This window comes from Nocardia sp. NPDC004860 (genome assembly GCF_040609015.1).
Classification (GTDB): Bacteria; Actinomycetota; Actinomycetes; order Mycobacteriales; family Mycobacteriaceae; genus Nocardia.
In genome coordinates this window covers 127,908-154,548 of record NZ_JBEXJI010000002.1, presented here as the reverse complement: position 1 = coordinate 154,548, position 26,641 = coordinate 127,908, and the positions used below count along the sequence as shown (strand labels likewise).

Annotated in this window: 23 protein-coding genes; 14 read left to right on the top strand and 9 right to left on the bottom strand. The window is 69.7% G+C overall.

Annotation, left to right across the window (positions count from 1 at the left end; all coding sequences use genetic code 11):
• Nucleotides 1-4 precede the first annotated feature (4 nt).
• The 5 genes from ABZV44_RS04665 (at nt 5) to ABZV44_RS04645 (ending at nt 9,757) form a co-directional block, all read left to right on the top strand.
• Nucleotides 5-577 (top strand): heme-binding protein, encoded by a 573-nt coding sequence (locus ABZV44_RS04665; protein ID WP_354832044.1) that lies wholly within the window; start codon nt 5-7, stop codon nt 575-577.
• 161 nt (nt 578-738) lie between these two features.
• The gene (locus tag ABZV44_RS04660; protein WP_354833100.1) at nt 739-2,325 is read left to right on the top strand and encodes a TIGR02677 family protein; all 1,587 of its coding nucleotides are present in this window, start codon (nt 739-741) and stop codon (nt 2,323-2,325) included.
• Nucleotides 2,325-3,764 carry a TIGR02678 family protein gene (locus ABZV44_RS04655; RefSeq protein WP_354832042.1) on the top strand — a complete coding sequence of 480 codons (1,440 nt, stop codon included), beginning with the start codon at nt 2,325-2,327 and terminating at the stop codon, nt 3,762-3,764. The genes ABZV44_RS04660 and ABZV44_RS04655 overlap by 1 nt, the downstream gene beginning before the upstream one ends.
• Nucleotides 3,764-8,230, top strand: a complete 4,467-nt coding sequence (locus ABZV44_RS04650) for an SbcC/MukB-like Walker B domain-containing protein (protein ID WP_354832040.1) — start codon at nt 3,764-3,766, stop codon at nt 8,228-8,230. Before ABZV44_RS04655 ends, ABZV44_RS04650 begins: the two co-directional genes overlap by 1 nt.
• A gap of 333 nt (nt 8,231-8,563) precedes the next feature.
• Nucleotides 8,564-9,757 carry a hypothetical protein gene (locus tag ABZV44_RS04645; RefSeq protein WP_354832037.1) on the top strand — a complete coding sequence of 398 codons (1,194 nt, stop codon included), beginning with the start codon at nt 8,564-8,566 and terminating at the stop codon, nt 9,755-9,757.
• A 306-nt stretch (nt 9,758-10,063) separates the two neighbouring features.
• On the opposite strand, the gene ABZV44_RS04640 is transcribed toward ABZV44_RS04645, so the two are convergent.
• From ABZV44_RS04640 to ABZV44_RS04610, 7 genes are all read right to left on the bottom strand, one after another.
• The gene (locus ABZV44_RS04640; protein ID WP_354832035.1) at nt 10,064-10,336 is read right to left on the bottom strand and encodes a hypothetical protein; all 273 of its coding nucleotides are present in this window, start codon (nt 10,334-10,336) and stop codon (nt 10,064-10,066) included.
• 211 nt (nt 10,337-10,547) lie between these two features.
• A complete protein-coding gene (locus ABZV44_RS04635) occupies nt 10,548-11,945 on the bottom strand; it encodes a metallophosphoesterase (protein WP_354832032.1) in 1,398 nt (465 codons plus the stop codon).
• 126 nt (nt 11,946-12,071) lie between these two features.
• Nucleotides 12,072-12,542: a cyanase gene (gene cynS, locus ABZV44_RS04630; RefSeq protein WP_354832029.1), complete on the bottom strand. Its 471-nt coding sequence runs from the start codon at nt 12,540-12,542 to the stop codon at nt 12,072-12,074.
• A 71-nt stretch (nt 12,543-12,613) separates the two neighbouring features.
• Complete coding sequence (locus ABZV44_RS04625; protein WP_354832027.1) at nt 12,614-13,222, bottom strand: carbonic anhydrase; 609 nt, start codon at nt 13,220-13,222, stop codon at nt 12,614-12,616.
• A gap of 326 nt (nt 13,223-13,548) precedes the next feature.
• Nucleotides 13,549-14,121, bottom strand: coding sequence for a M15 family metallopeptidase (locus tag ABZV44_RS04620; protein WP_354832024.1), 573 nt, complete (start codon nt 14,119-14,121; stop codon nt 13,549-13,551).
• A gap of 29 nt (nt 14,122-14,150) precedes the next feature.
• The gene (locus ABZV44_RS04615) at nt 14,151-14,720 is read right to left on the bottom strand and encodes a M15 family metallopeptidase (RefSeq protein WP_354832022.1); all 570 of its coding nucleotides are present in this window, start codon (nt 14,718-14,720) and stop codon (nt 14,151-14,153) included.
• Between the two features lie 18 nt (nt 14,721-14,738).
• A complete protein-coding gene (locus tag ABZV44_RS04610) occupies nt 14,739-16,415 on the bottom strand; it encodes a fumarate hydratase (RefSeq protein ID WP_354832019.1) in 1,677 nt (558 codons plus the stop codon).
• A gap of 280 nt (nt 16,416-16,695) precedes the next feature.
• Here ABZV44_RS04610 and ABZV44_RS04605 point away from each other — a divergent pair, with 280 nt between their 5' ends.
• The 7 genes from ABZV44_RS04605 (at nt 16,696) to ABZV44_RS04575 (ending at nt 22,633) form a co-directional block, all read left to right on the top strand.
• Nucleotides 16,696-17,202: a MarR family winged helix-turn-helix transcriptional regulator gene (locus ABZV44_RS04605; RefSeq protein WP_354832017.1), complete on the top strand. Its 507-nt coding sequence runs from the start codon at nt 16,696-16,698 to the stop codon at nt 17,200-17,202.
• 166 nt (nt 17,203-17,368) lie between these two features.
• Nucleotides 17,369-18,262: an STAS domain-containing protein gene (locus ABZV44_RS04600; RefSeq protein WP_354832015.1), complete on the top strand. Its 894-nt coding sequence runs from the start codon at nt 17,369-17,371 to the stop codon at nt 18,260-18,262.
• A 14-nt stretch (nt 18,263-18,276) separates the two neighbouring features.
• Nucleotides 18,277-18,666 carry an STAS domain-containing protein gene (locus ABZV44_RS04595; protein ID WP_354832012.1) on the top strand — a complete coding sequence of 130 codons (390 nt, stop codon included), beginning with the start codon at nt 18,277-18,279 and terminating at the stop codon, nt 18,664-18,666.
• The gene (locus ABZV44_RS04590) at nt 18,656-19,069 is read left to right on the top strand and encodes an ATP-binding protein (RefSeq protein ID WP_354833098.1); all 414 of its coding nucleotides are present in this window, start codon (nt 18,656-18,658) and stop codon (nt 19,067-19,069) included. Before ABZV44_RS04595 ends, ABZV44_RS04590 begins: the two co-directional genes overlap by 11 nt.
• Nucleotides 19,062-19,715, top strand: a complete 654-nt coding sequence (locus tag ABZV44_RS04585) for a SpoIIE family protein phosphatase (RefSeq protein ID WP_354832009.1) — start codon at nt 19,062-19,064, stop codon at nt 19,713-19,715. The genes ABZV44_RS04590 and ABZV44_RS04585 overlap by 8 nt, the downstream gene beginning before the upstream one ends.
• Before the next feature lie 87 nt (nt 19,716-19,802).
• Entirely contained in the window at nt 19,803-22,106 is a 2,304-nt protein-coding gene (locus tag ABZV44_RS04580) for a SpoIIE family protein phosphatase (RefSeq protein ID WP_354832007.1), read from the top strand.
• Nucleotides 22,107-22,303: 197 nt separating this feature from the next.
• On the top strand, nt 22,304-22,633 hold the full coding sequence (locus ABZV44_RS04575; RefSeq protein WP_354833096.1) for an STAS domain-containing protein: 330 nt from the start codon (nt 22,304-22,306) through the stop codon (nt 22,631-22,633).
• 94 nt (nt 22,634-22,727) lie between these two features.
• On the opposite strand, the gene ABZV44_RS04570 is transcribed toward ABZV44_RS04575, so the two are convergent.
• Nucleotides 22,728-23,765 (bottom strand): LLM class F420-dependent oxidoreductase, encoded by a 1,038-nt coding sequence (locus ABZV44_RS04570; protein WP_354832004.1) that lies wholly within the window; start codon nt 23,763-23,765, stop codon nt 22,728-22,730.
• Between the two features lie 126 nt (nt 23,766-23,891).
• Between ABZV44_RS04570 and ABZV44_RS04565 the strand changes: the two genes are divergently transcribed.
• Both ABZV44_RS04565 and ABZV44_RS04560 read left to right on the top strand, forming a co-directional pair.
• The gene (locus tag ABZV44_RS04565; RefSeq protein WP_354832002.1) at nt 23,892-24,530 is read left to right on the top strand and encodes a cyclodeaminase/cyclohydrolase family protein; all 639 of its coding nucleotides are present in this window, start codon (nt 23,892-23,894) and stop codon (nt 24,528-24,530) included.
• A 203-nt stretch (nt 24,531-24,733) separates the two neighbouring features.
• Nucleotides 24,734-25,480: a L,D-transpeptidase gene (locus tag ABZV44_RS04560; RefSeq protein WP_354832001.1), complete on the top strand. Its 747-nt coding sequence runs from the start codon at nt 24,734-24,736 to the stop codon at nt 25,478-25,480.
• Nucleotides 25,481-25,581: 101 nt separating this feature from the next.
• Here ABZV44_RS04560 and ABZV44_RS04555 read toward each other — a convergent pair whose 3' ends face one another.
• Nucleotides 25,582-26,430: a bifunctional 5,10-methylenetetrahydrofolate dehydrogenase/5,10-methenyltetrahydrofolate cyclohydrolase gene (locus tag ABZV44_RS04555; RefSeq protein WP_354831998.1), complete on the bottom strand. Its 849-nt coding sequence runs from the start codon at nt 26,428-26,430 to the stop codon at nt 25,582-25,584.
• Between the last annotated feature and the right edge of the window lie 211 nt (nt 26,431-26,641).

The following is a 26,641-nucleotide window of genomic DNA, read 5'->3' as shown; positions in this document are numbered from 1 at the left end:
CATCATGACCACCCCGCAGCAGTCCAGCTCCAACCGCAAGCGCCTCGTCATCGGCGGCGCGGCCGCGGCGGTCGTGGCCGCCGGGGTGATCGGCGTGGTGTCGGTCAACGCGCAGGACCCGGATCCGGGCAGCAAGGCCCCGGTGGCGGCCGATGTGGCCAATGGCAACCTGCAGCAGAGCACCCATCTGACCATTGCCGCCGCCACCAAGGCCGCGCAGGCCGCGCTGGATGCCGCGGTGAAGGAGAACCAGCACGTGACGGTTGCCGTGGTGGATCGCGACGGCAATACCGTCGTCACGTTGCGCGGCGACGGCGCCGGGCCGCAGTCCTACTCGTCCGCGCAGCAGAAGGCTTTCACCGCGGTCTCCTGGAACGCGCCGACCTCGCAGCTGGCCAAGCGCCTCGACAGTGCGCCGCATCTGGCCGACATCCAGGGCACCCTGTTCCTCGCGGGCGGCGCCCCGGTGGCCGCCAAGGGTGGCGCGCCGATCGCGGGCATCGGGGTCGCGGGTGCGCCGAGCGGTGATCAGGATGAGAAGTTCGCGCAGGCGGGCGTGGCCGCGCTCGGTAACTGACCGGCGATCGCGGACCCGGAATCGGTCATCGGGGGGCCGGATCGGGCGCGCCGACACTCGGCACGATTCCGAACCGGTCGGGAGGGAGTACTAACCTTCTCCCGGTGACCGAGTCCGCTGACGGATTGCTGCCCGACCCGAGGGGGGTCGGGTCCGAGGAGATTCCAAGCGCGGAGAGGCGGAGCGACGCCGACCGGCTGCGTCTGTTCTCCTTCGCCACCGCCGAGAAACGGGCCGATTACCTGTGGGTGTTGCGGGCCTTCGACACCGCCCGCGCCGCCTACGTGGTGCTGTTGCACGCCTCCGATGTCGCCGACTCGCTCGATCGTTGCCCGGGCGCGCCCGCGCTGACCGCCACCGAGGTGGGTCCGCTGCTGGAGCAGCTGCACCAGTGGGGTGTGCTGGAGCGCAGTTACGACGGGACCCGGGCGGCGACGCTGGCCGAGTATCGGAACCGGCATTTCGTCTATCAGTTCTCGCAGGCGGGTTATCAGGCATATCGGGCGGTTTCGGATGTGCTGGCGGCGCGGCTGGACGAGGCCGCGCTCTCGCGGCTGGTGCTGCAGGAGCTGCTGGCGGATCTGCACACCCTCGCCGAGGCCAACAAGAGCGCGGACGCGCCGCGCGTCTACCGGGTGCTGAACCGGCTGGACCGGGCGCTGTCGGATCTGGCCGAGCGGGCGGCGCACTTCTATCTCACGCTCGGCGATCTGGTGCGGACCACCGAGGCCACCCCCGAAGCCTTCCTCGCGCACAAGGACGCACTGCTGGCGCACATGCGCGAATTCTCCATGGACCTGGCGCGTTTCGCGCCGCGGCTGGCCACCGCCATCCGCGAGGTGGAGCACACCGGGGTCGAGGATCTCGTCGAACGCGCGGCCCGCTGTGACGAGCGGGTGCTGCTGAATACCGCTGAGCGCCAAGCGGATTGGCGGGCGCGCTGGCAGGGGCTGCGAGGCTGGTTCATCAGTGACGACGAGGGCGGGCTCACCGAATGCGAGCGGCTGCGCGAAGCGACCATGAGCGCCATCGCGGCCGTGCTCTCGCTGCTGCGCCGAGTCACCGAGACCCGCAAGGGCGGAGTCAGCCGGGAATCGGCGCTGCGACACCTCGCCGGATGGTTCACCGCCGCCCCGACCGCCGAGGCCGCGCACGCGCTGTATGACGCCGTCTTCGGATTGGGCCGTCCCCGCCATCTGGCCATGCAGCACCCGGACGCCGATGTGATTCCGGCCATCCGATCCTGGTGGGACGCACCACCTTTGGAGATCGCCCGCACCCTCGCCGAGACCGGGCGGCCGCCGACGCCGGGTGCGCCCGCCCGGCTGCAGCGCAATGACGCGGGGATTCGCCGCCTGCGCCAGGTACAGCTCGATGCCCAGCGCGCCCGCGCGGAGGCCGCACGCTCGCTGGCCGCCGCCGACCTCTACGAGCGGGAGCTCGACGAGGGCGAGACCGAGGTGCTGCTCAAACTGCTCGACGCCGCGTCCACCGCGTGGGTGCCGGTGAGCGGGCGGGTGCCGGGCACCTCCGGCTCCGACAACGGCGTGACACTCACCGTGTCCGAGCACGAGGGGTCCACACTCGTCCGTACGTCCAAGGGCGTGCTGCACCTCAACAACCGGCGACTCGAGGTTCGCGAGACCGCTGCCCTGCGTGGTCGCAAATCCCCGGCCGCGCAGTCGAATCGGCCGGATCCGTCGGTCACGCCCGCGGGCGGCGCTGTCGGCGGCGGGGAGGTGGGCTGATGCACGCGCGAAGTATCGATTCGCTCGCGCTGGACAGTTATCAGCGTGCGGCGCGGGTGATTCTGGCCAATCACCTGGTCACCCGCACGTATCCGGATCGCATTGCGCTGCCGCTGCTACGGCGGTGGGCGACGGAGCTGCGGGAGGATCTGGCCGAGCTGTTCGGGTATCGGCTGGAGGTCACCGAGACCACGGCGCGGCTGTTCCCGGTGCTGGATCGGCTCGACGCCGGACGGCCCGCGCGGACCACCGGTGACCGGCTGTTCGATCGCCGCCGCTACGCCTACCTCGCCCTGGCCCTGGCCGCGCTGGGTCGCGCCGGGGATCAGATCACGTTGTCGGAGTTGGCCGATCAGGTGGCCGCCCACACCGAACGGGTGGAGGGCCTGGAACTCGCGCCGGATCGGGCCGCGGATCGGGATGCGTTCGTCGACGCGGTCGGCTGGCTGGCGGCGCGCGGCGCGGTCACCCTCGCCGACGGCGATGCCGGGGGCTGGGCGAACGACCCGGAGGCCGGTGAGGCGCTCTACGACATCGACCGGTCGGTGGTCTTCGCGCTGTTCCGGCCGCCGCGGGCGCTGCAGCATCTCCAGAGCGTCACCGGACTGCTCGGCGAGGAGGCGAGCGGATCCGATACCCGTTCCCCCGCACTGGCGTTGGCGGCACGCGAGGTCCGGCGGGCCCTGGTCGAGCAGCCCGTGGTCTACGCCGACGAGCTCGACGAGCCGCAGCGCTCGCTGCTGGGGCAGGAGAAGCTGGTCGCCGAGGTCGAGTACCTCACCGGGCTGCGGGCCGAGCGGCGTGCGGAAGGCGTTGCGCTGATCGACAGTTCGGGGCGGCTGTCGGATGTGCGGTTCCCGGGCACGGGCACGCTCGCGCAGGTGGCGCTGCTGCTGGCGGGTGAGATCGCGGATCTGGTGCTGGACATCGACAATCCGGTCGTACGCCGGCCGCGGCCGGACCGCCCGCTGCTGGATCTGGTGGAGCAGCTCGACACCGCCATTCCGTCGAATACCGTGTTCGCTCCACTCGCAAATCCAACGAATGTCTTCGGGCCGCACGAGGATTCGGACGTGGAAGCGGCCGAGCCCGAGATCCCCGACTTCCCGTTCCTCGAGTCGTCGTGGATCCGCGACACCGTGCAGATGCTGACCGACCGGTACGGCAACACCTTCGCCGCCCAGTGGCAGGCCGATGTGCCGGGCCTGACCGCCGAGGCGGTCTCACTGCTGGAGCGGCTGCGGCTGGTGGAGCCGGTCGACGGCGGCCTGCTCATCCTGCCCGCGCTGGCCCGGTACCGGGGCGCGATCGTCACCGTCCGCACCCGCGCGGAGACCGAATTGTTCATCTCCCCCACACAACTCGGCGCGAACGCCGTGCCCGCGGACAGCACGACAGCGCCCGCGGACAGCTCGACAGAGAAGGGATCCGGGAACTGATGGCCGACCACATTCACGGTGGAGTGCGCTTCGTCCCCACCCGGGCGGGCATCATCAACCTGTGGGACTACCGCGACCAGGAGTTCTGCTTCGCCGACGGGCGGCTGGTGCTGCGCGGGCCCAACGGCTCGGGCAAGACCAAGGCCCTCGAGGTGCTGTTCCCGTTCGTGCTGGACGGGCGGATCGAGCCGCGGCGGCTCAATCCGTTCGCGGGTGAAGAACGCACCATGAAGTCGAACCTGCTGTACCGCAAGCAGGAATCGGCCTACTCGTACGTGTGGATGGAGTTCGCGCGCGGCAGCTGGACCGGGCCGGAGACGGTCACCATCGGCATCGGCATGCGCGCCACCCGCTCCAACGACAAGGTGACCCGCTGGTATTTCGTCGCCGACGGCCGGGTGGGCGTGGACTTCTCGCTGCTGGGCCCCGACGACCGGCCGCTGACCCGCAAGCAGCTGGCCGAGCAGATCGGCTCCGACGCCATCGTGGACCGGCCGGTCGAGTACCGGGCGGCCATCGACGCCCGCATGTTCGGGCTCGGGCAGCAGCGCTACGACCAGCTCATCAATCTGATCCTGACGCTGCGCCGCCCGCAGCTGGCCAAGAACCTGGACCCGCGCGGCCTCTCGCAGGCGCTCACCGATGGTCTGCGCCCGCTGGACGAGCAGCTGATCCTGGACGCCGCCCGCTCCTTCAGCGATATGGAGGAGGTCGGGCGCACCCTCGAGGGCCTGGTCCAGGCCGACACCGCGACCCGCGATTTCGTCAATGTCTACCGCAAATACCTTGCCGTGCAGGCGAAGACGGACATCGACCAGGTGCGGGTGCGCCTGGACGCGGTCACCCACTCCAGCACCGCCCTGCACGCGGCCGCCGCCCTGCGCAAGCGCCGCGACACCGAGCGCGCGGCCGCCGAGACCCGCGCCGAGGACGCCGACCGCGCCTACGAGCAGGCCCTCGCCGACCGGGAAACCCTTCAGCGTTCCAGCGCTTACGAGGGTAAGCAGCAGCTCGACGATCTCGCCGGCGCCGTCCGCCGGCTGGAAACCTCCGCCGCCGTGCACAGCGACAAGGCCCTCAAGTCCCGTCAGACCGTGGACCAGCGGCTCGAGGAATCCGAACGCGCCCAGGCCGCCGTCACCAACGCCGCCTCGGCACTGTCCCGCGGCGAGGACGAACTCCGTACCGCCGCGGAGGAAGCCGGCATCGGCTGGTCGGCCCTGCCCGAATCGGCCCGCGCCGAGCACCTCACCACCACCGTCCGCTCCCACGCCGAGGAGCGCGACGCCGACGTCCGTGCCGTCCGCCGCGCCCTCACCCTGGTCGACCAGGCCGTCACCGAACGCACCCGGGCCGAACGCGCCGCACAGCGCGCGGTGGAGCTGCGCGAATCCGCCGCCGCCGAATTGGCCGAGGCCGAAGCCGGAGTGGCCCTGGCCCGGTCGAACACCGCTGTGTCCCTGCGCGATTGGTGGGACGCCCACCGCGACGTATATGCGCCGATTCGCAACGGCCTGTTCGAGGCGCTCGACGGCGCCTTCGGGCACGTCGGCACCGAGCACCCCCCGCGACCGGCCGGCGGCGGCACGAAGGCCGCGATGGGGGCCGGGTCTCGCACCGGCGGCGACTCGGCGGCCCAGGACGGAACCGGAAAGGCGGGCGGAAAGCGTTCGGCGACAGGACCGGATGGCGGCGGACCCGTCGACACGGCTGCGACCGGCCGGGGACCTGTCGACGTGTTCGACGACGGCTCCGTTCCGGCCACACCGGCCGAAGTGCTCGCCGAACGCACCGAACCGCTGACCGAGGAGATCCGGGCGCGGCGGCAGGAGGCGCGGGCGCGGGCGGCCCGGGCGACCGCACGGGCGGGCGAACTGCGCGCCGAGCGGGAGCGGGTCGCGGCCGAACGCGACGACGCGCCACCGGCTTTCGCCGCGCGTACCGATGCTCGACCCGATCGGGCCGGCGCGCCGCTGTGGCGATTGGTGCGTTTCGCCGACGGCGTCGGTGCGCACGAGGCAGCTGGGATCGAGGCGGCGCTACAGGCCGCCAACCTGCTCGACGCCTGGGTGTGCGCGGATGCCGAACTGCCGGATCATGCTTCGGACCAGTTCCTGACGCCGCTGCCGCCGCAGTTGCGCCCCACCGGCCGCACGCTCGCCGATATGCTTGTCGCCGAGGATGATTCGGGCACGTTGACCGTGCCGCGCCAGATCGTCTCCGGCATTCTGGCCTCCATCGCGCTGCACGAGGTCGCCGGGTCGATCACGGCCGTCGGCGCGGATGGCAAGGGGCGCACTGCCACCGGGGCCGAGGCACAACCTGTCGGCGCGGAGGGGCAGCTCACCATCGCCACCGACGGCCGGTTCCGGCAGGGGGTGCAGGTCGGCCGGCACGTCAAATCCGACGCCGAGTTCATCGGCACCACCGCCCGCGCGCGCCGGCGCGAGTTGCGGCTGGCTGAGCTGGCCGCTGCCATCGAAACGGCTGTGGGCGAGGCCGATACCGCCGAAGCCGACGAACAGGCCGCCACCGCGGAGCTCGGGCGGATTTCGGCGGCGGCCAAGGCGCTGCCGCGGACCACCGCGGTCACCGCCGCGCTGCGGAGCGTCGCCGAGGCGGCGGGCATGCTGCGCTCGCGCTCGGAAGCGGCGGGCCAGGCCGAACGGGATCTGGATCAGGCCGTGGCGGAATACACCAACGCGGACAAGAAGGTTCGGGCCATCGCGGCCGATCATCGCGCGCCGCGCGATCCTGCCGAGTTGGATGCGCTGGCGGCCGCTGTCCGCCATTTCGAGAACGCCGGGACGGCGCTGCTGCGCTTGCGCGGCGATCATCAGCGCGAGCACGAGCGGGCCCGGGAGGCCGGGGATCGGCTCGAGGAATCCAAGGACCTGGCCGAGGCATTCGCGGAGGAGGCCGAGGCCGCGCGGGCCGGGTACGAGGAGCAGCTGCGCAAACTGGAGACGCTGCGCGAGGCACTCGGCGCCGGCGCCGCGGATATCGATCGCGAGCTGGACGCGGCCCGGGAGAAGATCGAGGCGGCGCGGGCGGAGCAGAAGGCGGCCCGCAAGGCCGCGGCCGAGGCCATCGAGGCGGTGGGCACGGCCGAGGGCGCGCACCGCGCCGCCCACGACACATTGGGCACCGCGCTCACCGAATTGCTCGCCGACGTCCGTCATCTGGCCCCGTACGCGCGCCCGGATCTGCTGAGCCTGCTGGGCGCCCCCGTCGACAGCCGCTGGCCCAGTAGTGATGCCGCGTGGTCGACGCCGGAGCAGCTGCTGTACCGGATCGAGAACGGCGATCCGGAGCAGGAGCCCACGGTGCTGCCCGCCGAGGTGTCCGCCCTGTTCGAGAATCTCGCCGCCGCAACCGCTTCGGTGCGCGCGGGCGAGGCGGCCCGCAAGTCGACCCGCAGCGCGGTCACCACCGCCCTGCAGGAGTTCGACGCCGCGCTGACCGCGGCCCGCCAGGACTATCGCCTGCACTGGGATGCCGCCGACGGCCTCACCGTGGTGCAGGTGCACGACGACCACGGCCTGTCCGCGCTGGCCGATTTCGCCGAGCGCATCGGCGCGGCCCGCCGCGATCAGGAGCTGCTGCTCACCGACGCCGAGCGCCGCATCCTGGAGGACGCGTTGCTGACCGGGCTGGCCCAGCAGATCCACGAACGCACCTGCGACGCCCGCGATCTCATCTCCCGCATGGGCGCGGAGATGAGGCAGCGCCGGATGTCCTCCGGCAACACCATCGGCGTGCACTGGGTGCTGGCCGACAATCTCTCCGAGCCGGCCCGCGCGGTCTGCAAGCTCCTGGACCGCGACTCCGCCGAGCTCACCCCCGAGGACCTGTCCACCATCCGCGCCTATTTCGCCGCGGAGATCCGCACCGCGCGCGCCGCCCACCCGGAGCGCTCCTTCCCCGAGATCCTCGCGGCCACCCTCGATTACCGCACCTGGCGCGTCTTCTCGTTCACCATCGTCACCGCCGACGGCGCCGAGGACCGCCTCACCGTCGCCCGGCACAGCGCCCTCTCCGGCGGCGAACAGTCGGTGTCCCTGCACCTTCCGCTCTTCGCCGCCGCCCACGTCATGCTCGATTCGGCCGACCCCCAGGCCCCTCGCCTGCTGGCCCTGGACGAGGCCTTCGCCGGTGTCGACGACAACGGCCGCAGCGAACTCCTCGGCCTGTCCGTCCAATTCGATCTCGACCTCTTCATGACCGGCTACGACCTCTGGATCACCTACCCCCACGTCCCCGCCTGCGCCCACTACGATCTGGCCCACTCCGCCGCCGAGAACACCGTCAGCGCAACCCTGCTGGTCTGGGACTCCGACGATCTCCTGGCCGAACACGACGGCACCGACCTCACCACCGCCCTCGGCTCCCCCAACCGCCGCCGCCTCCCCCACGGCCCGGAGGGCGCGATCCCGCTGGACGAGGAACTCGAGACGATCAGCTGACCCCCGCGCCGAATCTCCCACCGTCCGCCCGTCTTTCGATCCTTCGCCCACGCAGCTTCACCCGTGCGGGTCGCGGTTCCTGCGCGATGCGACCGGGTCCTATATGGTGGTGCCCGAACTTCGGTCGGCAACCCCTCTGGACAGCCGATCGGACGACGTCTTCGTACTGCCCTGACTCCCACTCAATTCCGCGTGTCGCAGCGCGGCGCGCCGTAAGGATTGGACCATCGGCAAATCAACAGTTTCGCGGTTGGGCGTGTATCGACTAGAAATGTTCTCCGTGCCTACCGGAATCACCTGTCAGCCATCGGGACTCCCTGGACGGGGGACCAATTGACGATCGAACATCCGCGCGAGGACGAGGTCACCCAGCTGGCGCAACGGGTCGAGAAGGCCCGGGGACGGCTGGCATACCAATACGATCCCGCTCTCACCGATGCGCTGTCGGAGACCGAGCTCGTCGCCGAGCGCGACCTGGCCGAGCGCATCCGCGAGCAGGAGCGGGCGCAGCGCTGGAAACAGGCCGAGGCCGCGGCATCAGCGGCCGATCGGGCCCGACAGACCACCATAGAGATTGAGAAGGCCGACATTCGCGACTTGCTGCTGGCGCGCAAGGCGATCGCTGCTCAGCGGCGGGAATCGAGCCCGCACGCCAAACTGGCGTCCCTGTACAAGCATCGGGCGTGGAGTCAGCGCGCGCTCGCCGGTGTGGTCGCGGCCGGCATGCTCTGGTCCGCGGTCAACGTGCAGCACAACATCGCCCCGGGCGGGGCGAGCGATCCGCTCTACTGGTTCAGCTACCTGCTCGAAGGCATGATCAGCGTCTGCCTCGTGATCATCATGATCGGCACCAACAAGGTGGCCGAGTGGGGTGTGATCGACAGCCGCCGGCAGGTCGTGGTGGCCGAGTTCGCGCTGCTGGGCCTGACCGTCATGCTCAACACCTACCCGTACCTGAAGAACGGCAGCTGGTATGAAGTGGCCGTGCACGCCATCGCACCGGTGATGATCGGTGTGGCGCTGCTGATCCACAATGCCGCGGCCGGTCGGTACGGTCTGGCCATCGTGCGTGCCACGGACCAGATCCGGGATCTGCCGGACCCGGGCGAACAAATCCGCCGCTCCATGCCCACCGTCGTCTCCTGGCCCGGCCGCCCTTCCCCCTCGGCGGTGCCGACTCCCACCCCGGCCCTTCCCGCGGCTCCCGCTGAGCCCGAGAAGACCGTCGATGCCGAAGCCCAGGTGGTCGAGCCGCGACCTGCCCGGGCCGAAAGCCAGTCGGACACCGCGAAACCCGCCGACAAGGAGCGCCGCTCCGCCACCGGCAAGAGCCGCAAGACCGAGGAAGAGGACGACCGTTCCCCGCTCGCCGATCTCACCGATCCGGTCCCGCCGCTGAATGTCTATGACACCGGCCAGTTCCGGATCGCCGAGACCCTCGAGCAGGAACTCGCCGAACTGCAGGCCGCCCGCCGCCGCGCCCGCGCCGCGTCGCGCTCCCGCAACGGCAGCTCCCTCGACGACTGACACCCTTCGCGCCGAATCGGCCGCCGCTGCACCAGCTTCGGCCGATCCGTGCGCCAGCACCCCGGTGACCCGCAGCCAGCGGCACCGGGGTGGCGTCGTCTTCCGGGCCTGATCCGCCGCTGCAGCATTCCGCTGGAGCACACCGCGGCCGCCGTGACGCCACGCGCGCGGTGATCGTGCCGTCGCTGGTATCGGCGTCCGGGCTGGTGAATACGACCCGGACGCTCAGTGGCGCAATCGGTCTCGCGGTTGATCGCCGCGGCCGCGAGCTGCCGGTCGGATCGCCGGGTCTGGTACCGAACCGACTCAGTGAGCGCCCGGGCGGGCGGTATCGGCGGGCACCACTACGGCAGAGCGCGGCTGAGCCGGGGTGCCTGCGTGCTGGAGGTAGCCGAGCCAGCCGGTGCCGACGAACACGGCCAGCAGGACCGCGGTGGGCAGTTCGAAAATCAGCCAGCTGGTAGCGAATACGTCATCTCGGGCAGGTTGGGCGGGGCGCCGGGTGACGCGAACGGGTGGGCGCTGGTGCTGGAGTGTGCCGTGAATCGTACGGTACTGCCCGCCCTGCCTGCCCACCATGCCTCCGTTGCTAGAGAAGTGCCGAACCCAGGATGCCGAAACCGCGGCGCGCGCACAGCGGTGAACGAAGGGACATCGCGATATCCGATCGGGCCTGGGTAGGTGATCCAGGTGGGGCGGCGCGCACTCGCATCAGGCAGTATGCCGAACAGCACGGGAATTGTGGGCGTATTGACCGGACCTACCGGTGCGTCAACCGGTGTGTTGCTGGTCAACTCGCCGTGGGCTCCGCGCACAGGCCGGAGAAATCACGCCGGACGACGTGATTGCGATCGACAAAACTGCCCAGTGCGTGATCGGGGTGCATGCCCAGGTACTGGCTGCGGGTGCGCGTGCTCCAGCGCCGCGCCGCCTCGGACCGGGTCTTGCAGAAGTTCACCATGTAGCCGCCCTCGTAGATCCGCACCAGGGTGTACCCGCCCGGATACTCCTTGACCGCCCCCACCTCGAGGAATTCCACACCGATTCCGGAATCGGGGCGGCTCAGCCGATTCCGGTGCGTGTGGCCGCTGTGGTGCAGGAACACCCCGGGCGCGGTGGCGTAGAGGGCGTGCAGCGCGGCCGCGTTGAACCTATCCAGCACGAAGCCGGGCCCGCCCGGATTGCTCACCGCCGCATGCCTGGTCACCGGGTGGTGACCGAAGATCAGTGTCGGCCGGTCGGGTTCGCCGCGCAGCAGTTCGCGCAGGTGGGCCACCTGTGCCGGGTCGAGGGTGCCGCCGGCGCCGCGCGCCCGGGTGGTGTCGAGCCCGATGAGCCGCAGGCCGCCCACGAAGTATTCGACGAGCCGGTCCCGCGCATGGAACACCTGACCCCAGTGGTCGGTCTCCTCCGGTGGCCGGACATCGTGATTTCCCCTGCACACGAAGTAATCCCGGCCCAGATTGCCCCACTGGTCCAGACTGTGCCGGACTCCGCGCGACTGCTCGGCCGTTCCCGAATCGGTCAGATCGCCCGCGACCACCAGATGGTCCGCCCCACGATCCGGCAGGCGCAGATCCTCCAGCATGGCCTGCAGCATGAACTCCGGATACTCGTCGGTACTGTGCCGCAGCCCTTCGAAGAGTCCCGCGAACAGCCCACTGGCCGGTTCGCCGTAATGCAGGTCGTTGGCCAGGGCGAGGGTCCGCAGCAGCCGCCCCGGCGGCGGCGTCAAGGTGGTGAAAATGCCGGTGGATTCCGGTGTTCCGGACCGTCGCGTCACCAGTGTCCGGGCGGGCACCGCGCGCTGCCCGTCGGAGTACGCCTCGAATCGATAGGCGCGCCCCGGTTCCAGATCCCGGACCTCGGCATAGTGGTACGCCGTTCGCATGCCTTCGAAGACCAGGACACGGGGCACACCGCGCCCGTCGGCGGGAGCGATGCGCAGCTCGGTGTCGGCGGGCGCGGGCCGCAGCCGCCCCGCCCGGTTCCGCGTCCGGGTCGTCCAGGTGATGACGGCCGAATGATCGGTCACCGTCACGACTTCCAGATCCGAGGCCACCACGGCCTCGCGCTGCGCCCGCCGTGCCTGGGCGGCGAACACCGGGCGCGGCGTGCGCACGGCGACAGCCGCCGCCCCGCTCGCCGCATTGGCCAGCCACATGGTCCGAAGTCGCGGTTCCAGCATCACATCTCCGTCCGCCGTGATCCCTCAGCCGCGACGGTACGGTCACCAGTTGAACCGCCAGGTGCCCGGACATGACCGATCAGCTTCCGGTTCCGGACATTCAGGTCATCTCCGGGCGGCCGGGCCTCAGAACGGCTTGGTCGGCAGGTACTTGCCGTCCAGGGTGATGACCGCGCGCTCGCCGCCTTCCGGATCGGCGACCTTCTTGACGTCGAGCTTGAAGTTGATGGCGGAGATGATGCCGTCCCCGAACTGCTCGTGCACCAGGGCCTTCAGCGTGGTGCCGTAGACCTGCAGCATCTCGTAGAAGCGGTAGATGGTCGGATCGGTCGGCACGCCACCGGGAATCGAGCCGCGCAGCGGGATGGTCTGCAGCAGCCGGGCGGCGTCGTCGTCGAGCTCGAGCAGTTCGGCCACCGCGAGCGCGGACTTCTCCGGCAGCGGGTGCTGCCCGAGCACCGCGGCGGTGACGAAGGCGACCGACAGGCCGGCCGCGTCGGCGATCTGCTGCCAGGTCAGGTCCTTGGCGATCTTGGCGGCGACGGCGGCATCGGCCACCTCCTCGCGGGCGGTCGGATCGAACTGTGCGTGCACCATGGCGGTGCCTCCTTTCGGGAAACCGTTTCGCGGACGCGAAATCGGAGGTCGGATTTCGGGAGAACGGGGAATCAGGCGGCGAGAGTGCTGAACTCGCCCCCGGCACCGAGTGCCTCGACGCGGCCGGTGCCGATGTCGTACACCCAGCCGTGCAGGGTGAGGGTCCGCCGGGACAGCGCCCGGGCCACCGCGGGATGGGTGGCGAGGTTGGCCAGCTGTGCCACCACATTGTGGCGAACCAGCGCGGATACCGCTGCGGCACCGGTGAGGTCGGGGTCGACCAGCGCCCGGGCGGCGTCGGCGTGGCCCAGCCAGCCCGCGACCGCGGGCAGGGTCGACAGGTCCTGCCCCTCGGACAGCGCCGTCATGGCGCCGCAGGCCGAGTGCCCGCACACCACGATGTCGGTGACGCCGAGGACACCCACCGCGTACTCGATGCTCGCCACCACACCGTCCGCCGCGCCCGGGGTGTGCGGCGGCACCAGATTGCCGGCGGTGCGGATGACGAAGAGTTCCCCGGCCTCGGCGGAGGTGATCAGTTCCGGCACCACGCGGGCATCGGAGCACCCGACGAACAGCGCGCCCGGCCGGTGATCACCGGCGAGGCGGGCGAACAGCCCGGCCTTGGCGGGGAAGACATCGCGCTGGAACCGCCCGAGACCGGCTGCGAGATTCGGCATGGGAACTCCTCTCCGAGGCTCGACGACCCATGTGGGCCGACCTGCTCCACTGTGCCTGAGCTGTAGCTATAGTGTCCAAGACTTGATATCGATCATGCCGATCACTGCAATCTATAGCTGGAGCGTGACGTCCGAACCGCATCGTCGCTGCCATCCCCGCGAATTCCGGAGCGGAACATACGCGATCGCCGACGCGAGCAGGTGTCGGGATCGCGCGCAACGATTCACGGGCACAACGCAATTGGTTGTCGCACAGTCGAAAACTGTTGGGAGGGCATCGGCCCCACCCTCGGTGCCTGCGTCCTATGCCCCGTGGGACGAGGGGGTCAGCGGTCGCTGGCGTCGGGGAGGCGGGACGGGCAGGGGCCGTCGGGGGTGGTGGCGAGTTCGTAGTGCCACCATTCGTTGTCGTACATGCGGCACAGGCCCCAGTGGGAGCCGTTGTCCTCCAGCCACTGTGCGCCCTCGCGGGGGCCTACGTCGATGGCTTCGCCGGTGACGTGGGTGGATTCGTTCGGGGGGAGCACCCAGCGGCGGGCGGCCTCGGGGCTGCCGTAGGTCTGGAGGCCGTCCTCCCACAGGGCTTCCTGTTCGGCGGGGGTGCGGTAGCCGGAGGTGATCCACAGGGAGACACCGGCATTGTGGGCTTCGGTGGCGGCGTCGTTGTAGGCGGCGGCGAGGCGGGGGGCCAGGCCATCGGTGCCGGCGGCGACGGCCTTGGCTGCGGGCAGGCCGTCGGCGGTGGGTGCCGCGTCCGAAAGCTGGTGGGCGGCAGCGTGTGCCGCGGTGAGTGAGCCGCCCATCAGACCGGCGCCGGCCAGCACGGCCACCGCGGCCGCCCTGCGGGTTCCCGGCGGTCGCCGCCGGGCGCTCGATAGGTCAGGGCTCTGCGCGCGCATCCACTTGCCTCCTGGCTCGACGGTCACGGTCACCGGCTGCTCGCGTCGGGCAGGCGGGCCGGGCAGGCGAAGCCCGGGAGGGTGGCCAGTTCGAAGTGCCACCATTCGTTGTCGTACATGCGGCACAGGCCCCAGCGGTTGCCGTTCGCCTCCAGCCAGGCCGCGCCCTCACGCGGGCCGACGTCGATGGCTTGGCCGGTGACGTGGGTGGATTCGCTGGGCGGCAGCACCCACCGACGAGCGGCGTCGGGGCTGCCGTAGGTGCGAATTCCGTCCTCCCACAGGGCTTCCTGCTCGGCGGGAGTGCGATAGCCGGAGACGATCCACAACGACACACCCTGACCCCGCGCCTCGGCGAGCGCGAATTTGTAGGCCAGCGCCAGCCACGGGTCCAGACCATCGGTTTCGCTCGCGACCGGGCTGGCGAGCGGGCCGCTGCGCACGGCGGGAGCGGGTGCGGCGTGCGCGAGGGGCAGTGCGCCGCAGAGCATTCCGGCCCCGGCGGCCAGCGAGACGACCGCGTAGCGGCCGCCGCGACGCCGGGCGGAAGGCACCGGATCGGGGTGGTGCCGAGTTTCGATCCGGTGAGCCCTCCGCATTTCGCATGCCTCCTGGCGTCAGACGCGTTCCTTGGACCGCTCGCGCACGCGCAGGGCGATCGGCTTCGAGGTCTCGGCGAAGAAGTCGTTGCCCTTGTCGTCGACGACGATGAAGGCGGGGAAGTCCTCGACCTCGATCTTCCACACGGCTTCCATGCCGAGCTCAGGGTATTCGAGGACCTCCACGGACTTGATGCAGTCCAGCGCGAGCCGCGCGGCGGGACCGCCGATCGACCCGAGGTAGAAGCCGCCGTGCTCCTTGCACGCCTTGGTGACCTGCGCGGAGCGGTTGCCCTTGGCCAGCATGACGTGCGAGCCGCCCGCTGCCTGGAACTGGTCGACATACGAGTCCATGCGACCGGCGGTGGTGGGACCGAAGGAACCCGAGGCGTAGCCGTCGGGCGTCTTGGCGGGACCGGCGTAGTAGACGGCCATGTCGCGCATGTACTGCGGCATCGGCTCGCCCGCGTCGAGGCGCTCCTTGATCTTGGCGTGCGCGATGTCGCGCGCCACCACCAGCGGGCCGGTCAGCGAGAGCCGGGTCTTCACCGGGTACTTCGACAGCTCGTTGCGGATCTCCGACATCGGCCGGTTCAGGTCGATCTCGACGACGTCGCCACCGAGGATGGCGTCGGTCTGCTCCGGAAGGTACTGCGCCGGTTCACGTTCCAGCTGCTCGAGGAACACGCCCTCGGGGGTGATCTTGGCCAGCGCCTGGCGGTCGGCCGAGCAGGACACCGCGATGGCGACCGGGCAGGACGCGCCGTGGCGCGGCAGGCGGATCACGCGCACGTCGTGGCAGAAGTACTTGCCGCCGAACTGCGCACCGATGCCGAAGGACTGGGTCAGCTTGAAGACCTGCTCCTCCAGCTCGAGGTCGCGGAAGCCGTGCGCGGCCATCGAACCCTCGGTCGGCATGTTGTCCAGGTAGTGCGCCGAGGCGTACTTGGCCGTCTTCAGGGCGAATTCGGCCGACGTGCCGCCGATGACGACCGCCAGGTGGTACGGCGGGCAGGCCGCGGTGCCCAGGGAACGGATCTTCTCGTCCAGGAACTCCAGCATGCGATCGGGGTTCAGGATCGCCTTGGTCTCCTGGTACAGGAACGACTTGTTGGCCGAGCCACCGCCCTTGGCCATGTACAGGAACTTGTAGGACGGGTGCGCGGGATCGCCTGCCTGCGAGTACAACTCGACCTGTGCGGGCAGGTTGTTGCCGGTGTTCTTCTCGTCCCACATGGTGATCGGGGCGAGCTGCGAGTAGCGCAGGTTCAGCTTGGTGTACGCGTCGAACACACCGCGCGAAATCCATTCCGCGTCATCGGCTCCGGTGAGCACGCCCTCGGACTTCTTGCCCATCACGATGGCGGTGCCGGTGTCCTGGCACATGGGCAGGATCCCGCCCGCGGAGATATTGACGTTCTTGAGCAGATCCAGCGCCACGAACCGGTCGTTGCCGCTGGACTCCGGATCGTCGATGATCTTGCGCAGCTGCGCGAGGTGCGCCGGCCGCAGGTAGTGGCTGATGTCGTGCATCGCCTCCGCGGTGAGCATGCGCAGCACCTCGGGCTCCACCTGCAGGAAGGTCCGCCCGCCCGCCTCGAACGTGCTCACGCCCTCGGTGGTGAGCAGCCGGTACGGCGTCTCGTCCGTACCGATGGGCAGCAGATCCGAGTACAGGAAATCAGGCGCGGTCACGAATCGGACTCCTCGAGCAGGGCTGGGGGCTGGTCAGCCGACGGTTCAAGCAGAGTGACTGTACCGACCCGTGCGTACCTGCCGATGACCAGGCCCGGCCATGTTCGCTCGTTTGCCAGTGTGTTCGACGCTGCGCACGACGCGGCGACGGGCACCATGGGTCGTTGTCGAGGGCACCGCAATCCGCGACAGGATGCCGCGAACAGGTACATGTTGCACCTTCAACCGAGCGGGTGTTACCTGTGCATGATGCGCTTGTCGGCGGCGGGGAGGATTTAGCATGACAACGGAAACCGGGAGTGGAACTGTGGCCGAACCCCGCTGGCTCGATGATGTCGAGATGCGCGCCTGGCTGGGATTCGTGTTCACCCGCGACCTCATCGCCGCCGCGGTCGGGCGGGACTCCCTCCGCGAATCCAATCTGACCTACGTGGAATACACCGTGCTGGCCCGGCTCGCCGACGCCCCGGACCACCGGCGCAGTTTCGCCGAACTCGCGGCCGTGCTGGAGTGGTCGCAGAGCCGGCTCTCGCATCAGATCACCCGGATGGAGAAGCGCGGCCTGGTCGCCCGCGAATCCATTCCCGACGACGCCCGCCGTACCGCCGCGGTCCTCACCGAAAAGGGCGCGCAGGTGCTCGATTCCGCCGCGCCCTCGCATGTCGAGAGTGTGCGGCGTCACATGGTGGATGTGCTCGATCGTGGCCAGCTCACGGCGCTGGCAGATATCTACGACACACTGCTGGCCCATCACCGCAGACCGGAAACCCGCGACGAGCACACCTGACACCGAATTCCCAGCCCACCAGCGTTTGGTTTGGCACCCATCGGGTACTGGGTAAGACTAGGCTCGGCACCGGCTTCCGACGGCGGTCGGCACCGAGCACACGGCCGGTTATCGGTCGTAGAAGTGAGCACCCGACCTGGCCTTAGCGAAAGGGGCAGGAGTTTTCATGTCCGACGTGTCCATCGGTCTCTCGGCGGATTCGCTGCCCGCGGGTTCCGTCGACAACCTGCTTCCGCAGCTCGTCGAGCACCTGCGGCAGAACCGCACCGAACTGCGCGAGGAGTGGGCCCGTCGCATCACCGATGCCCAGCTGCTCACCGCCATGACGCCCGAGGAAATCTTCTCCGAGGCCACCTCCGTCTACGACAACTACGTCGAGGTGCTCGAGACCGGTAGCGTCGAAGCCCTGCAGGCCTACGCGCGCGACCTGTCCGAGCGCATCATCCCCAGAGGAGTCGAGACCGACGAGGTCGTCGGCATCGTGCTCCTGCTGCGAGACGTGCTGGCGCGCAGCCTCTTCGAGAAGTACCAGTCCGACTTCGAGCTGCTGAAGCTGGTGCTCGACGCCTACGAACCGGCCGCGAACCGCATCGCCAACACCGTGGCCGTGTCCTTCGTGCAGGAGCGCGAGCGCGTCATCCGCCAGCAGCAGGAGGCGATTCGCGAGCTGTCCACGCCCGTTCTCCAGGTGCGTGAGCAGCTGCTGATCCTCCCCATCATCGGCGTGCTGGACTCGCAGCGCGCGCGTCAGCTCACCGAACAGCTGCTGCGCGCCATTCGCGCCAACCGCGCCAAGGTCGTCGTCATCGACATCACCGGTGTGCCCGCGATCGACTCCACGGTCGCCAACCACCTGGTGCAAACGGTCGACGCGTCGGGCCTCATGGGCGCCAATGTCATCATTACCGGCCTGTCGTCGGAGATCGCGCTTACCCTGGTGACCATCGGCCTGGATCTGTCGAAGATGAATGCCGTCGGTGACCTCCAGGGTGGCATCGAGGAAGCGGAGCGGCTGCTCGGCTACGAGGTGTCGCGCGTCACCGATCGCGACGGACGGTAATCAGGGCGGGTCAGATGCCGGTACCCATTCTGAAGCAGGGCACCTATCTCATTGCGTCGGTGCAGTCAGCGCTCACCGACGCGGATACCGAACGCCTGCAAGACGATCTGATGACCTACGTCAGCAGATACCGAGCCCAGGGCATCATCGTCGATGTCACCGCAATCGACGTAATGGACTCCTTTGCCGCTAGATCGCTGCGTACCATCGCCCACATGACCAAGCTGCGGGGCGCGGAAACGGTCATCGTGGGCCTACAGCCCGAAGTCGCTTTCGCCATGGTGCAATTGGGGCTCACCTTCGAGGACATGCACACGGCGCTGGACCTCGAGGAAGGCCTGTCCTGGCTGAACAAGAAGACGCAGAGCCGAGGCCAACGAGACGGTCGTGAACGTGGCCGCTGACGACGTGGTGATCGCGGTGAACGTGTCGAACGACATCGTGACCGCTCGGCAAGCGGGGCTGGAGTTGGCTGCCAAACTCGGCTTCTCGCTCTCCGATCGCACCATGATCGCGACCGCCATTTCCGAAGTGGCGCGCAATATCACGAGCTACGCGGGCACCGGGGAGATCCGGCTGGCCGTGCAGGATCGGGACGGCCGGCGCTCGATGGTGGTGCAGGCCAAGGACAGTGGGCCCGGCATTCCCGACATTCCGCGCGCGATGGAGGACGGGTTCTCCACCGGACGCGGTCTGGGACTGGGTCTTCCGGGCGCCAAGCGACTGATGGACGGCATGGTCATCAATTCCAGGCCGGGACACGGCACCCTCGTCGAAATGTGGAAGTGGGTGCCCACCGGTGCGTGAGGACGGTTTCATCGGCGCGGTCGAATGGGCCGTCGCCGGTCGCGCACTGCCCGGGCAACGGGTTTCGGGCGACCGATCGGTCGTGCTCGACGCGGGCGGGGGCTCGGTGCTCTTCGCCGTGCTGGACGGTCTCGGCCACGGCGCGGCGGCTGCCGACGCGTCCGATCGGGCGGCGCAGGTGCTGGCCGAGAACCGCGCCGAGCCACTGGATGTGCTGTTGCTGCTGTGCCATCGCGCCATGTCCGACACCCGCGGCGCGGCGGTCTCGCTGGCGCTGTTCGACTCTCGCGACCGGGTGCACTGGCTGGGCGTCGGCAATGTCGAATCCCGCATCGTCGCAGCGGCTCCCGGCAAACCGGCCATCCGCGCCACCGCCCTGCTCTCGGGCGGCATCGTCGGCTACCTGCTGCCGCCGAACCTGCAGCCGCAGACCGTGGCCGTGCGCCCCGGCGACCTGCTGCTCATGTCCACCGACGGCATCACCAGCCACTTCTCCGACACCGTCGACCTGTCCAAGCCGACCGCGGAGATCACCGCCGAAATCCTGGCCCGCCACGCCAAGGACACCGACGACGCGCTCGTGCTCGCGGCCCGCCATCGCGGGCAATCCCATCCCTCCCAACCCATTCCGAGTGTGAAGCCATGAGCGAGAACCCGGCATGAGCGGTCGAGGCCCGGAGGCGGAAACTTGCGTAACCAGGCAGGGCCTGCGCTCACGCCCATGGAGCACAGCGTGAGTACGGTACTGGCCGCGTTTCGCGAGGCGTACGCCGCCGCGCTGCGGCTGCACCTGCGCGCCCCCAATCAGAACACCCTGGCCGAGGGCTACGAGCTCGGGCGGCGGGCGCTGGTGGAGGGCGTGAGCATCCTCGACCTCACCGAGCACCACTTCCGGCTGCTCGAACTCGAGGGCCTCGGGCCCGCGCCCGACGGCACCGACCGCACCGAGGCGGCGCTGGAGTTCCTGCTGCAGACCATGGCGGCGCTGGACGTCGCCACCCGCGGCTTCCTCGACGGGACCAGGCGCTACGAGCAACAGCGTTCGCGCGCCGACGATCTCGCGGGCCGCGACGCCTTCCGCACGGCGCTGGTGGAGTCGCTGCAGGACGGGTTCTTCGTCGTCGACGCCCAGGGCACGCTGGTCGAGGTCAACTCGGCGTTCGGCGCGCTCACCGGCTATGGGCCCGACGGGATTCCGTATCCGCTCCCCCACCCCTGGACCGTGCCCGAGGCGCCGCGCTACCCGGATCTGGGCACCGACGCGGCCCGCTTCGTGATGCCCATCCGCCACCGCGACGGGCGGCAGCTGTGGCTCGCGGTATCGACGTCCTCGCTGGTGAAACCCGAGAACGGGGAACGGATCTTCGTCGGCACACTGCGCGATGTGACCGCCGAGCACGACGCCCAGGCCCGCGACCAGGCGGTCTCCCGGCTGGCCACGGCGGTCGGTGCGGCCACCAGCGTGGTCGAGGTGCTCACCGTCGGCCTGGAGGAGCTGCGGCGCGCCATCGGCGCGGAGGCCGCGGTGGTCTCGGTCTGGCCCAACCATCACACCGGCCCGGAACTGTATGTCTCCGAGGACAATCCGTACACCGGCGCGGGCCTGGCCCCGCACGACACCCAGCCCATCCGCCGACGCGGAGAGGCCGAGCCGGCCGAGGGCGGCGAATCCCGGCGCGTCCTGGACGCCCGGGCCCGCGCCCTGCTCGACCGCGCCCGATTGCAGCCCGGCCGCACCATGTTCGCCATCCCCGAGGGGGCGTCGAGTTCGGAGGGCATCGTGGCGCCGCTCGGCGAGAGCGGCGACTCGGCGCTGTGGCTGCGCTTCGCCGCGCCACGGGTGATCACACCCGGCGACTGGGCCCTGTTCTCACTGCTGGTCGGGCATCTGAGCCTGGCCGTGCAGCGGGCGCGCAACTTCGACCAGGCCCGTTCCACCTCGCTCACCCTGCAGCGCGCCATGCTCGGCCCGATCGAACTGCCGCCGCGCTTCTCGGTGCACTACGAGCCCGCTTTGCCCCCGCTGGAGATCGGCGGCGACTGGTACGACGTGGTGCGGCTCGAGGACGGCACCATCGGCGTCGTGGTCGGCGACTGCGTCGGCCGTGGTCTCTCCGCGGCGGTGGTGATGGGCCAATTGCGTACGGCCGCACGGGCTCTGCTGCTGCGCGGTGCGGGCCCGGCCCAGCTGCTGGCCGAACTGGATACGGTGGCCTCCCGCATTCCGGGGGCCATGTGCACGACCGTGTGCGCGGCCATCCTGGACCCGGTGCGCGGGCTGGTGCGCTACTCCAATGCCGGGCACATGCCACCGGTGCTGGCCGAGCCCGCCAAGCGCGGCCGGCTGCTGGAGGGCGGTCGCGCAGTCCCGTTGGCCACCTTCGATATTCCGCGCCGCCCGGAGGCCACGACGGCCATGGCCCCGGGCTCCACCCTGGTCCTGTTCACCGACGGCCTGGTCGAGCAGCGCGGGGTCGACATCGATGATCGCTTCGTCGAACTCGCCGACGAATTGTCGCGCGTGGCAGGGCAATTGCCGCGTGAGGTGGCCGATTCGGTGCTGTCGCGGCTGCGGCCGGCCGCCGGCTACGACGATGACGTGGCCATGGTCGTCTACCGGCAGCCGCCCGGGCCGTTGCGCCTGGACGTGCCCGCCGAAGCCCGCGAGCTGGCCGGCATCCGGCGCGCGCTGCGTTCCTGGCTCAGCGCCGCCGCGGTCCCGCACGATACGGCGGTCGATCTGGTCGCGGCGGCGAACGAAGCCTGTAGCAACAGCATCGAGCACGCGTATCTGGGCGGCGAGCCCGGCCGGGTGCGGCTCAGCGCGGACTGCGGCGTGGACACCCTCACCATCGAGGTGTCCGATACCGGGGTATGGCGGCCGCTGCCCGCGGATCCCGGTCACCGGGGCCGCGGCATCGCCATGATGCGTGCGCTCACCGATGAGCTCGACATCGACAATTCCGGTCCGGGCACCCGGGTGCGGATGTCGGTGCGACTAATGGCCGTTTCATTTTCGGCGGCCGGGCGCATGTGAATCTGGGCCCGCCGGCACAAATTCGGCGGGCGGTTTCGGAGGACTCCGAAAGAGTGCGGTAGCTGCGGTTTTCGCTATAACGCCCGCTACCGAACCAGTACCGATGTGGTAGACGATGCAGCACGAACGGACGGATCATGGCAGATTTAACAAATGTGACCACTACTTCCGGAGACGGCTATCCCTTCGCCGAAACGATGACCACCTCGGTCACCCCGCACGCTGAGGCCATCGTGCTCACCGTGACCGGCGAAGTCGATCTGGCGACCGCCCCCGCCCTCGAGAGCGCGATCGACGCGGCCCTCGCGGGCAAGCCCGCCGCACTGGTGATCGACCTGTCCGCGGTCAGTTTCCTGGCCTCGGCGGGGATGGCGGTGCTGGTGGGCGTCCACAAGCGCGCCGGGGCCACCCGCCTCGTGGTGGTGGCCGACGGGCCCGCCACCGGCCGCCAGTTGAAGATGACCAGCCTGGACCAGGTGTTCTCGCTGCATTCCACCCTGGACGAAGCGCTCAGCGCGCTGCGCTGAGGGTATTGCCCGCACACCGCTGCGGGCCGCCCGTGAAACGACGAAGCCGAGTCCGGTTCATTCCGGACTCGGCTTCGCGGCGTTCACGGCTCGGTCAGAGGAGCTCGCGCAGCTGCTCGATCAGCTTCACGCGCTCGGCCGCGGTGCCGGCCATCGGGACCACGTTCAGCACGGTCACCCCGGCCTCGCGGAAGGCCGCGATCCGCTCCTTCACGAATCCGGCCGAACCGATCAGGTTGATGTCGCGGACCAGATCGTCCGGAACCACCTTGGCGGCCTCTTCCTTGCGGCCCGCCAGGTACAGCTCCTGGATCCGGTCCGCCTCGGCGCCGTAGCCGTACTTGGTGGCCAGCGCGTGGTAGAAGTTCTTGCCCTTGGCGCCCATGCCGCCGATGTAGAGGGCCAGGTGCGGCTTGACCCCGTCGCGCCAGCTGTCGACATTGTCACCGATGGCCAGCGCGGGGCCGGCGAACACCTCGAGGTCGCCCAGCGCCGGATCACGCTTGGCCAGACCGGCTTTCAGCGAGTCGCCCCACACCAGGTCGGCCTTCTCGGGCAGGAAGAAGATGGGCTGCCAGCCCTCGGCGATCTCGGCCGCCAGCTCCACGTTCTTCGGGCCGAGCGCGGCCAGCAGCACCGGAATGTTCTCGCGCACAGGGTGATTGATGAGCTTGAGCGGCTTGCCCAGGCCGGTGCCCTGCCCCTCGGGCAGCGGGATGTTGTAGTACTTGCCGCTGTGCTCGAGGCGTTCGCGCTTCCAGACCTTGCGGCAGATCTCGAGCACCTCGCGGGTGCGGCCGATGGGGGCGTCGTAGTTCACGCCGTGGAAGCCCTCGATGACCTGCGGGCCCGACGCGCCCAGGCCCAGGATGAAGCGGCCGTCGGAGACGTAGTCCAGGCCCGCCGCGGTCATGGCGGTCAACGTGGGCGTGCGGGTGTAGAGCTGCAGGATGCCCGAGGCCAGCTGCACCCGGTCGGTCTTCGCGGCCAGGTATCCGAGCGCGCTCACCGCGTCGAACGAGTACGCCTCGGGCACGAACACGATGTCGAGGCCCGCCCGTTCGAGGTCGGCGACCTCGGCGGCGGTCTCCTTGAAGCCGTCGGTGTAATTGATCGACAGTCCGATACGCATGTCCGGGACCTTACTCACCGGTCGGCACACCGACAGCGGGCGGGTTGCCGCACATGGCCCCGCGACCGGTACGGTAGGCGGCGAAATCACCTGAATTCGCCGTACTGCCAAGGGAGGCCACCCCTCATGACTCAGGACACCACCACCTTCGGTGATTCGACACTGCGGGGGTACCTGGGTGAACTGGCCGCCAAGGTGCCCGCCCCCGGCGGCGGCGCGGTCGCGGCGCTGCACGCGGCCCAGGGCGCGGCCCTGGTCGCCATGGTCGCGCGGTACACCACCCGGGCCAAGGATGCCGAGAATCGCCCGGTCATCGACCGCGTCATTGCCGCCGCGGACGTGGCCCGCGAGCGCTCCCTGGCCCTGGCCGACGCCGACGCCGCCGCCTTCACCGCGGTCGGCGCGGCCTACAAGCTGCCCAAGGAGTCCGAGGCCGAGCAGGCCGCCCGCGGCGAGGCCATCACCGCCGCGCTGCTGCAGGCCGCCCGGGTGCCCGCCGCCGTGGTCGCCGAGGCCGACGAAATCGTCTCCCTGGCAACGGAACTGCTGCCCATCGGCAACCCCAACGTGGTGACCGACATCGGCGCGGCGGCCGACTGCGCCCGGTCCGCGGCGGCCAGCTCGCAGCTGAACATCGCCATCAATGTGACATCGCTGGACGGCACGGCCGCGGCCGAGTTCGCGCCGGTGCTGAAGCAGATCGAGGAGGTCATCGCCCGCGCCGATGCCCTGCACAACGATGTGGTCGCGGCCATCACCCGCTGACCGCGCAAATTAGCCTGCACTGTGCCCCGTTTCGTTATGGAACGGGGCACAGTCATTTTCCGGCCCTCTACCTGGTGATACGAACTTCGCATAACCCCCACGCCGGGACAATGGTTACGAACCGGGTACATTTCCAGATGGGACTGATGACCAAGTCATAGTCTGAGAAACCCTGCCCCACACCCTCTCGAAGGGATGGAAGAATGCGGAAACCGATTCGCTCTCTGTTCGTCGCAAGCTTCGTCGCCGCGGCGGCCGCGTTCGGAACCGGAGCCGCGGGTGCGGCCCTCGAAACACCCAATCTCCCAGCCGTCCAAGCCATTACGCCGGCCTCAGGTCAAGTGGTGGGCGTCGCCGCCCCCGTGACCGTCCGGTTCGCCGACGCGGTCACCGATCGCGCCGCCGCCGAACGCTCCGTCGACGTCCGCGCGCAGGACTCCCTCGCCGGCCACTTCACCTGGATCGACGACCGGCAGCTGATGTGGCAACCCACGAACTTCCTGCCCGCCCGCTCGCCGATCACGGTCAGCGCCGGACGCGAGCAGGCCAAGTTCCAGACCAATGGCGGCACCACCGCCGATGCGGACATGTCGGCGCACACGTTCACGGTCTGGGTGGACGGCGTCGCCCACACCATGCCCGCGTCGATGGGTAAGCCGGGGCGCGAAACGCCGGTCGGAACCTTCCCGGTGCTGTCCCGCGAGCGCTCGGTCACCTTCGACTCCCGGACCATCGGCATCCCGCTCAACGATCCGGAGGGCTACCTGCTCACCGGCGAGTTCGCCGAGCGCCTGACCTGGGGTGGCGTCTACGTCCACTCCGCACCCTGGTCCGTGGATTCCCAGGGCAACTCGAACGTCAGCCACGGCTGCATCAACCTCGCCCCCGCCGACGCCGAGTGGTACTTCGACAACGTCTCCGTCGGCGACCCCGTCACCACGCACTGGTGACCATTACCGGGTGACCATTACCGGTCAGGACAAGATCAGGGAGCTCCCGGCACGGGGAATCGGACGGATTCCCGCGCTGAGAGCTCCCTGATTCGCTGTTGTCAGCGGCCGTTCTCGGCGGCCTGGACCACGTGGCGCATGAGCAGTGCGGTGGTGACGGGCCCGACGCCGCCGGGGACGGGGCTCAGGGCCGCGGCCTTGCCCGTGACCGAGGCCGCGTTCACGTCGCCGGTGATGTTGCCGTTCTCGTCCTCGTTGGTGCCGACATCGATGACGACCGCGCCCTCGCGCACGTGGTCGGCGGTGATGAGGCCCGCGCGGCCGACCGCGGCGACGACGACGTCGGCGGCCGAGGTCACCGCGGGCAGGTCGGTGGTACGGGAGTGGGCGATGGTGACGGTCGCGTTCTCGGCGAGCAGCAGCTGAAGCAGGGGCTTGCCGACCACATTGGAGCGGCCGACGACCGCAACATGCCGACCGGCGAGCGGGATCTCGTGGAACTTGGCCAGTTCCACGACCGCCTCGGAGGTGGCGGGCGGGAAGCCCGGCAGACCGGCGGCGAGCAGGCCCAGTGAAAGCGGGCTGACGCCGTCCACATCCTTCTCGGCGGCGATGGCGGAGCTGACGTCGTCGAGGCCGACACCCTTGGGCAGCGGGGTCTGCAGCATGATGGCGTCCACCGACGGGTCCTGCGACAGCTCGGTGAGCTTGGCGCGGATCTGCTCGGCGGTGGCGTCGACACCGAGATCGACTTTCTCGCAAGCGATTCCATTGCGCTCGGCGGCACGGTTGAGGGACTTCACGTACCAGGCGCTGGCGGGGTCGTCGTTCGGGATCACGAGGGCCAGGCGGGGGGCGGCGCCCTGCTCGGTGAGGGCGGCGGCGCGCTGCTTGGTGTCGGCGTTGATGGCGGCGGCGAGTTCCTTGCCGATGAGCGAAGTCGTATCCACGGGTGCACAGCTTATCCCGAGTCCCGGCCGCTCCCCGCGCACACCGGAGGCCGGGCGGGCGATGTGTTCCGGCGACGACACGTGACGCGGCGCGTTCTCACCATGACTTCGGGCAAAACGGCGAAATCAGTTCGGCAAATACCCGACAACCAGGGTGGTCAGTCGTATCGTGTCTCCATTCGATAGGAGCCAATAGCCAGCTAATTCCATG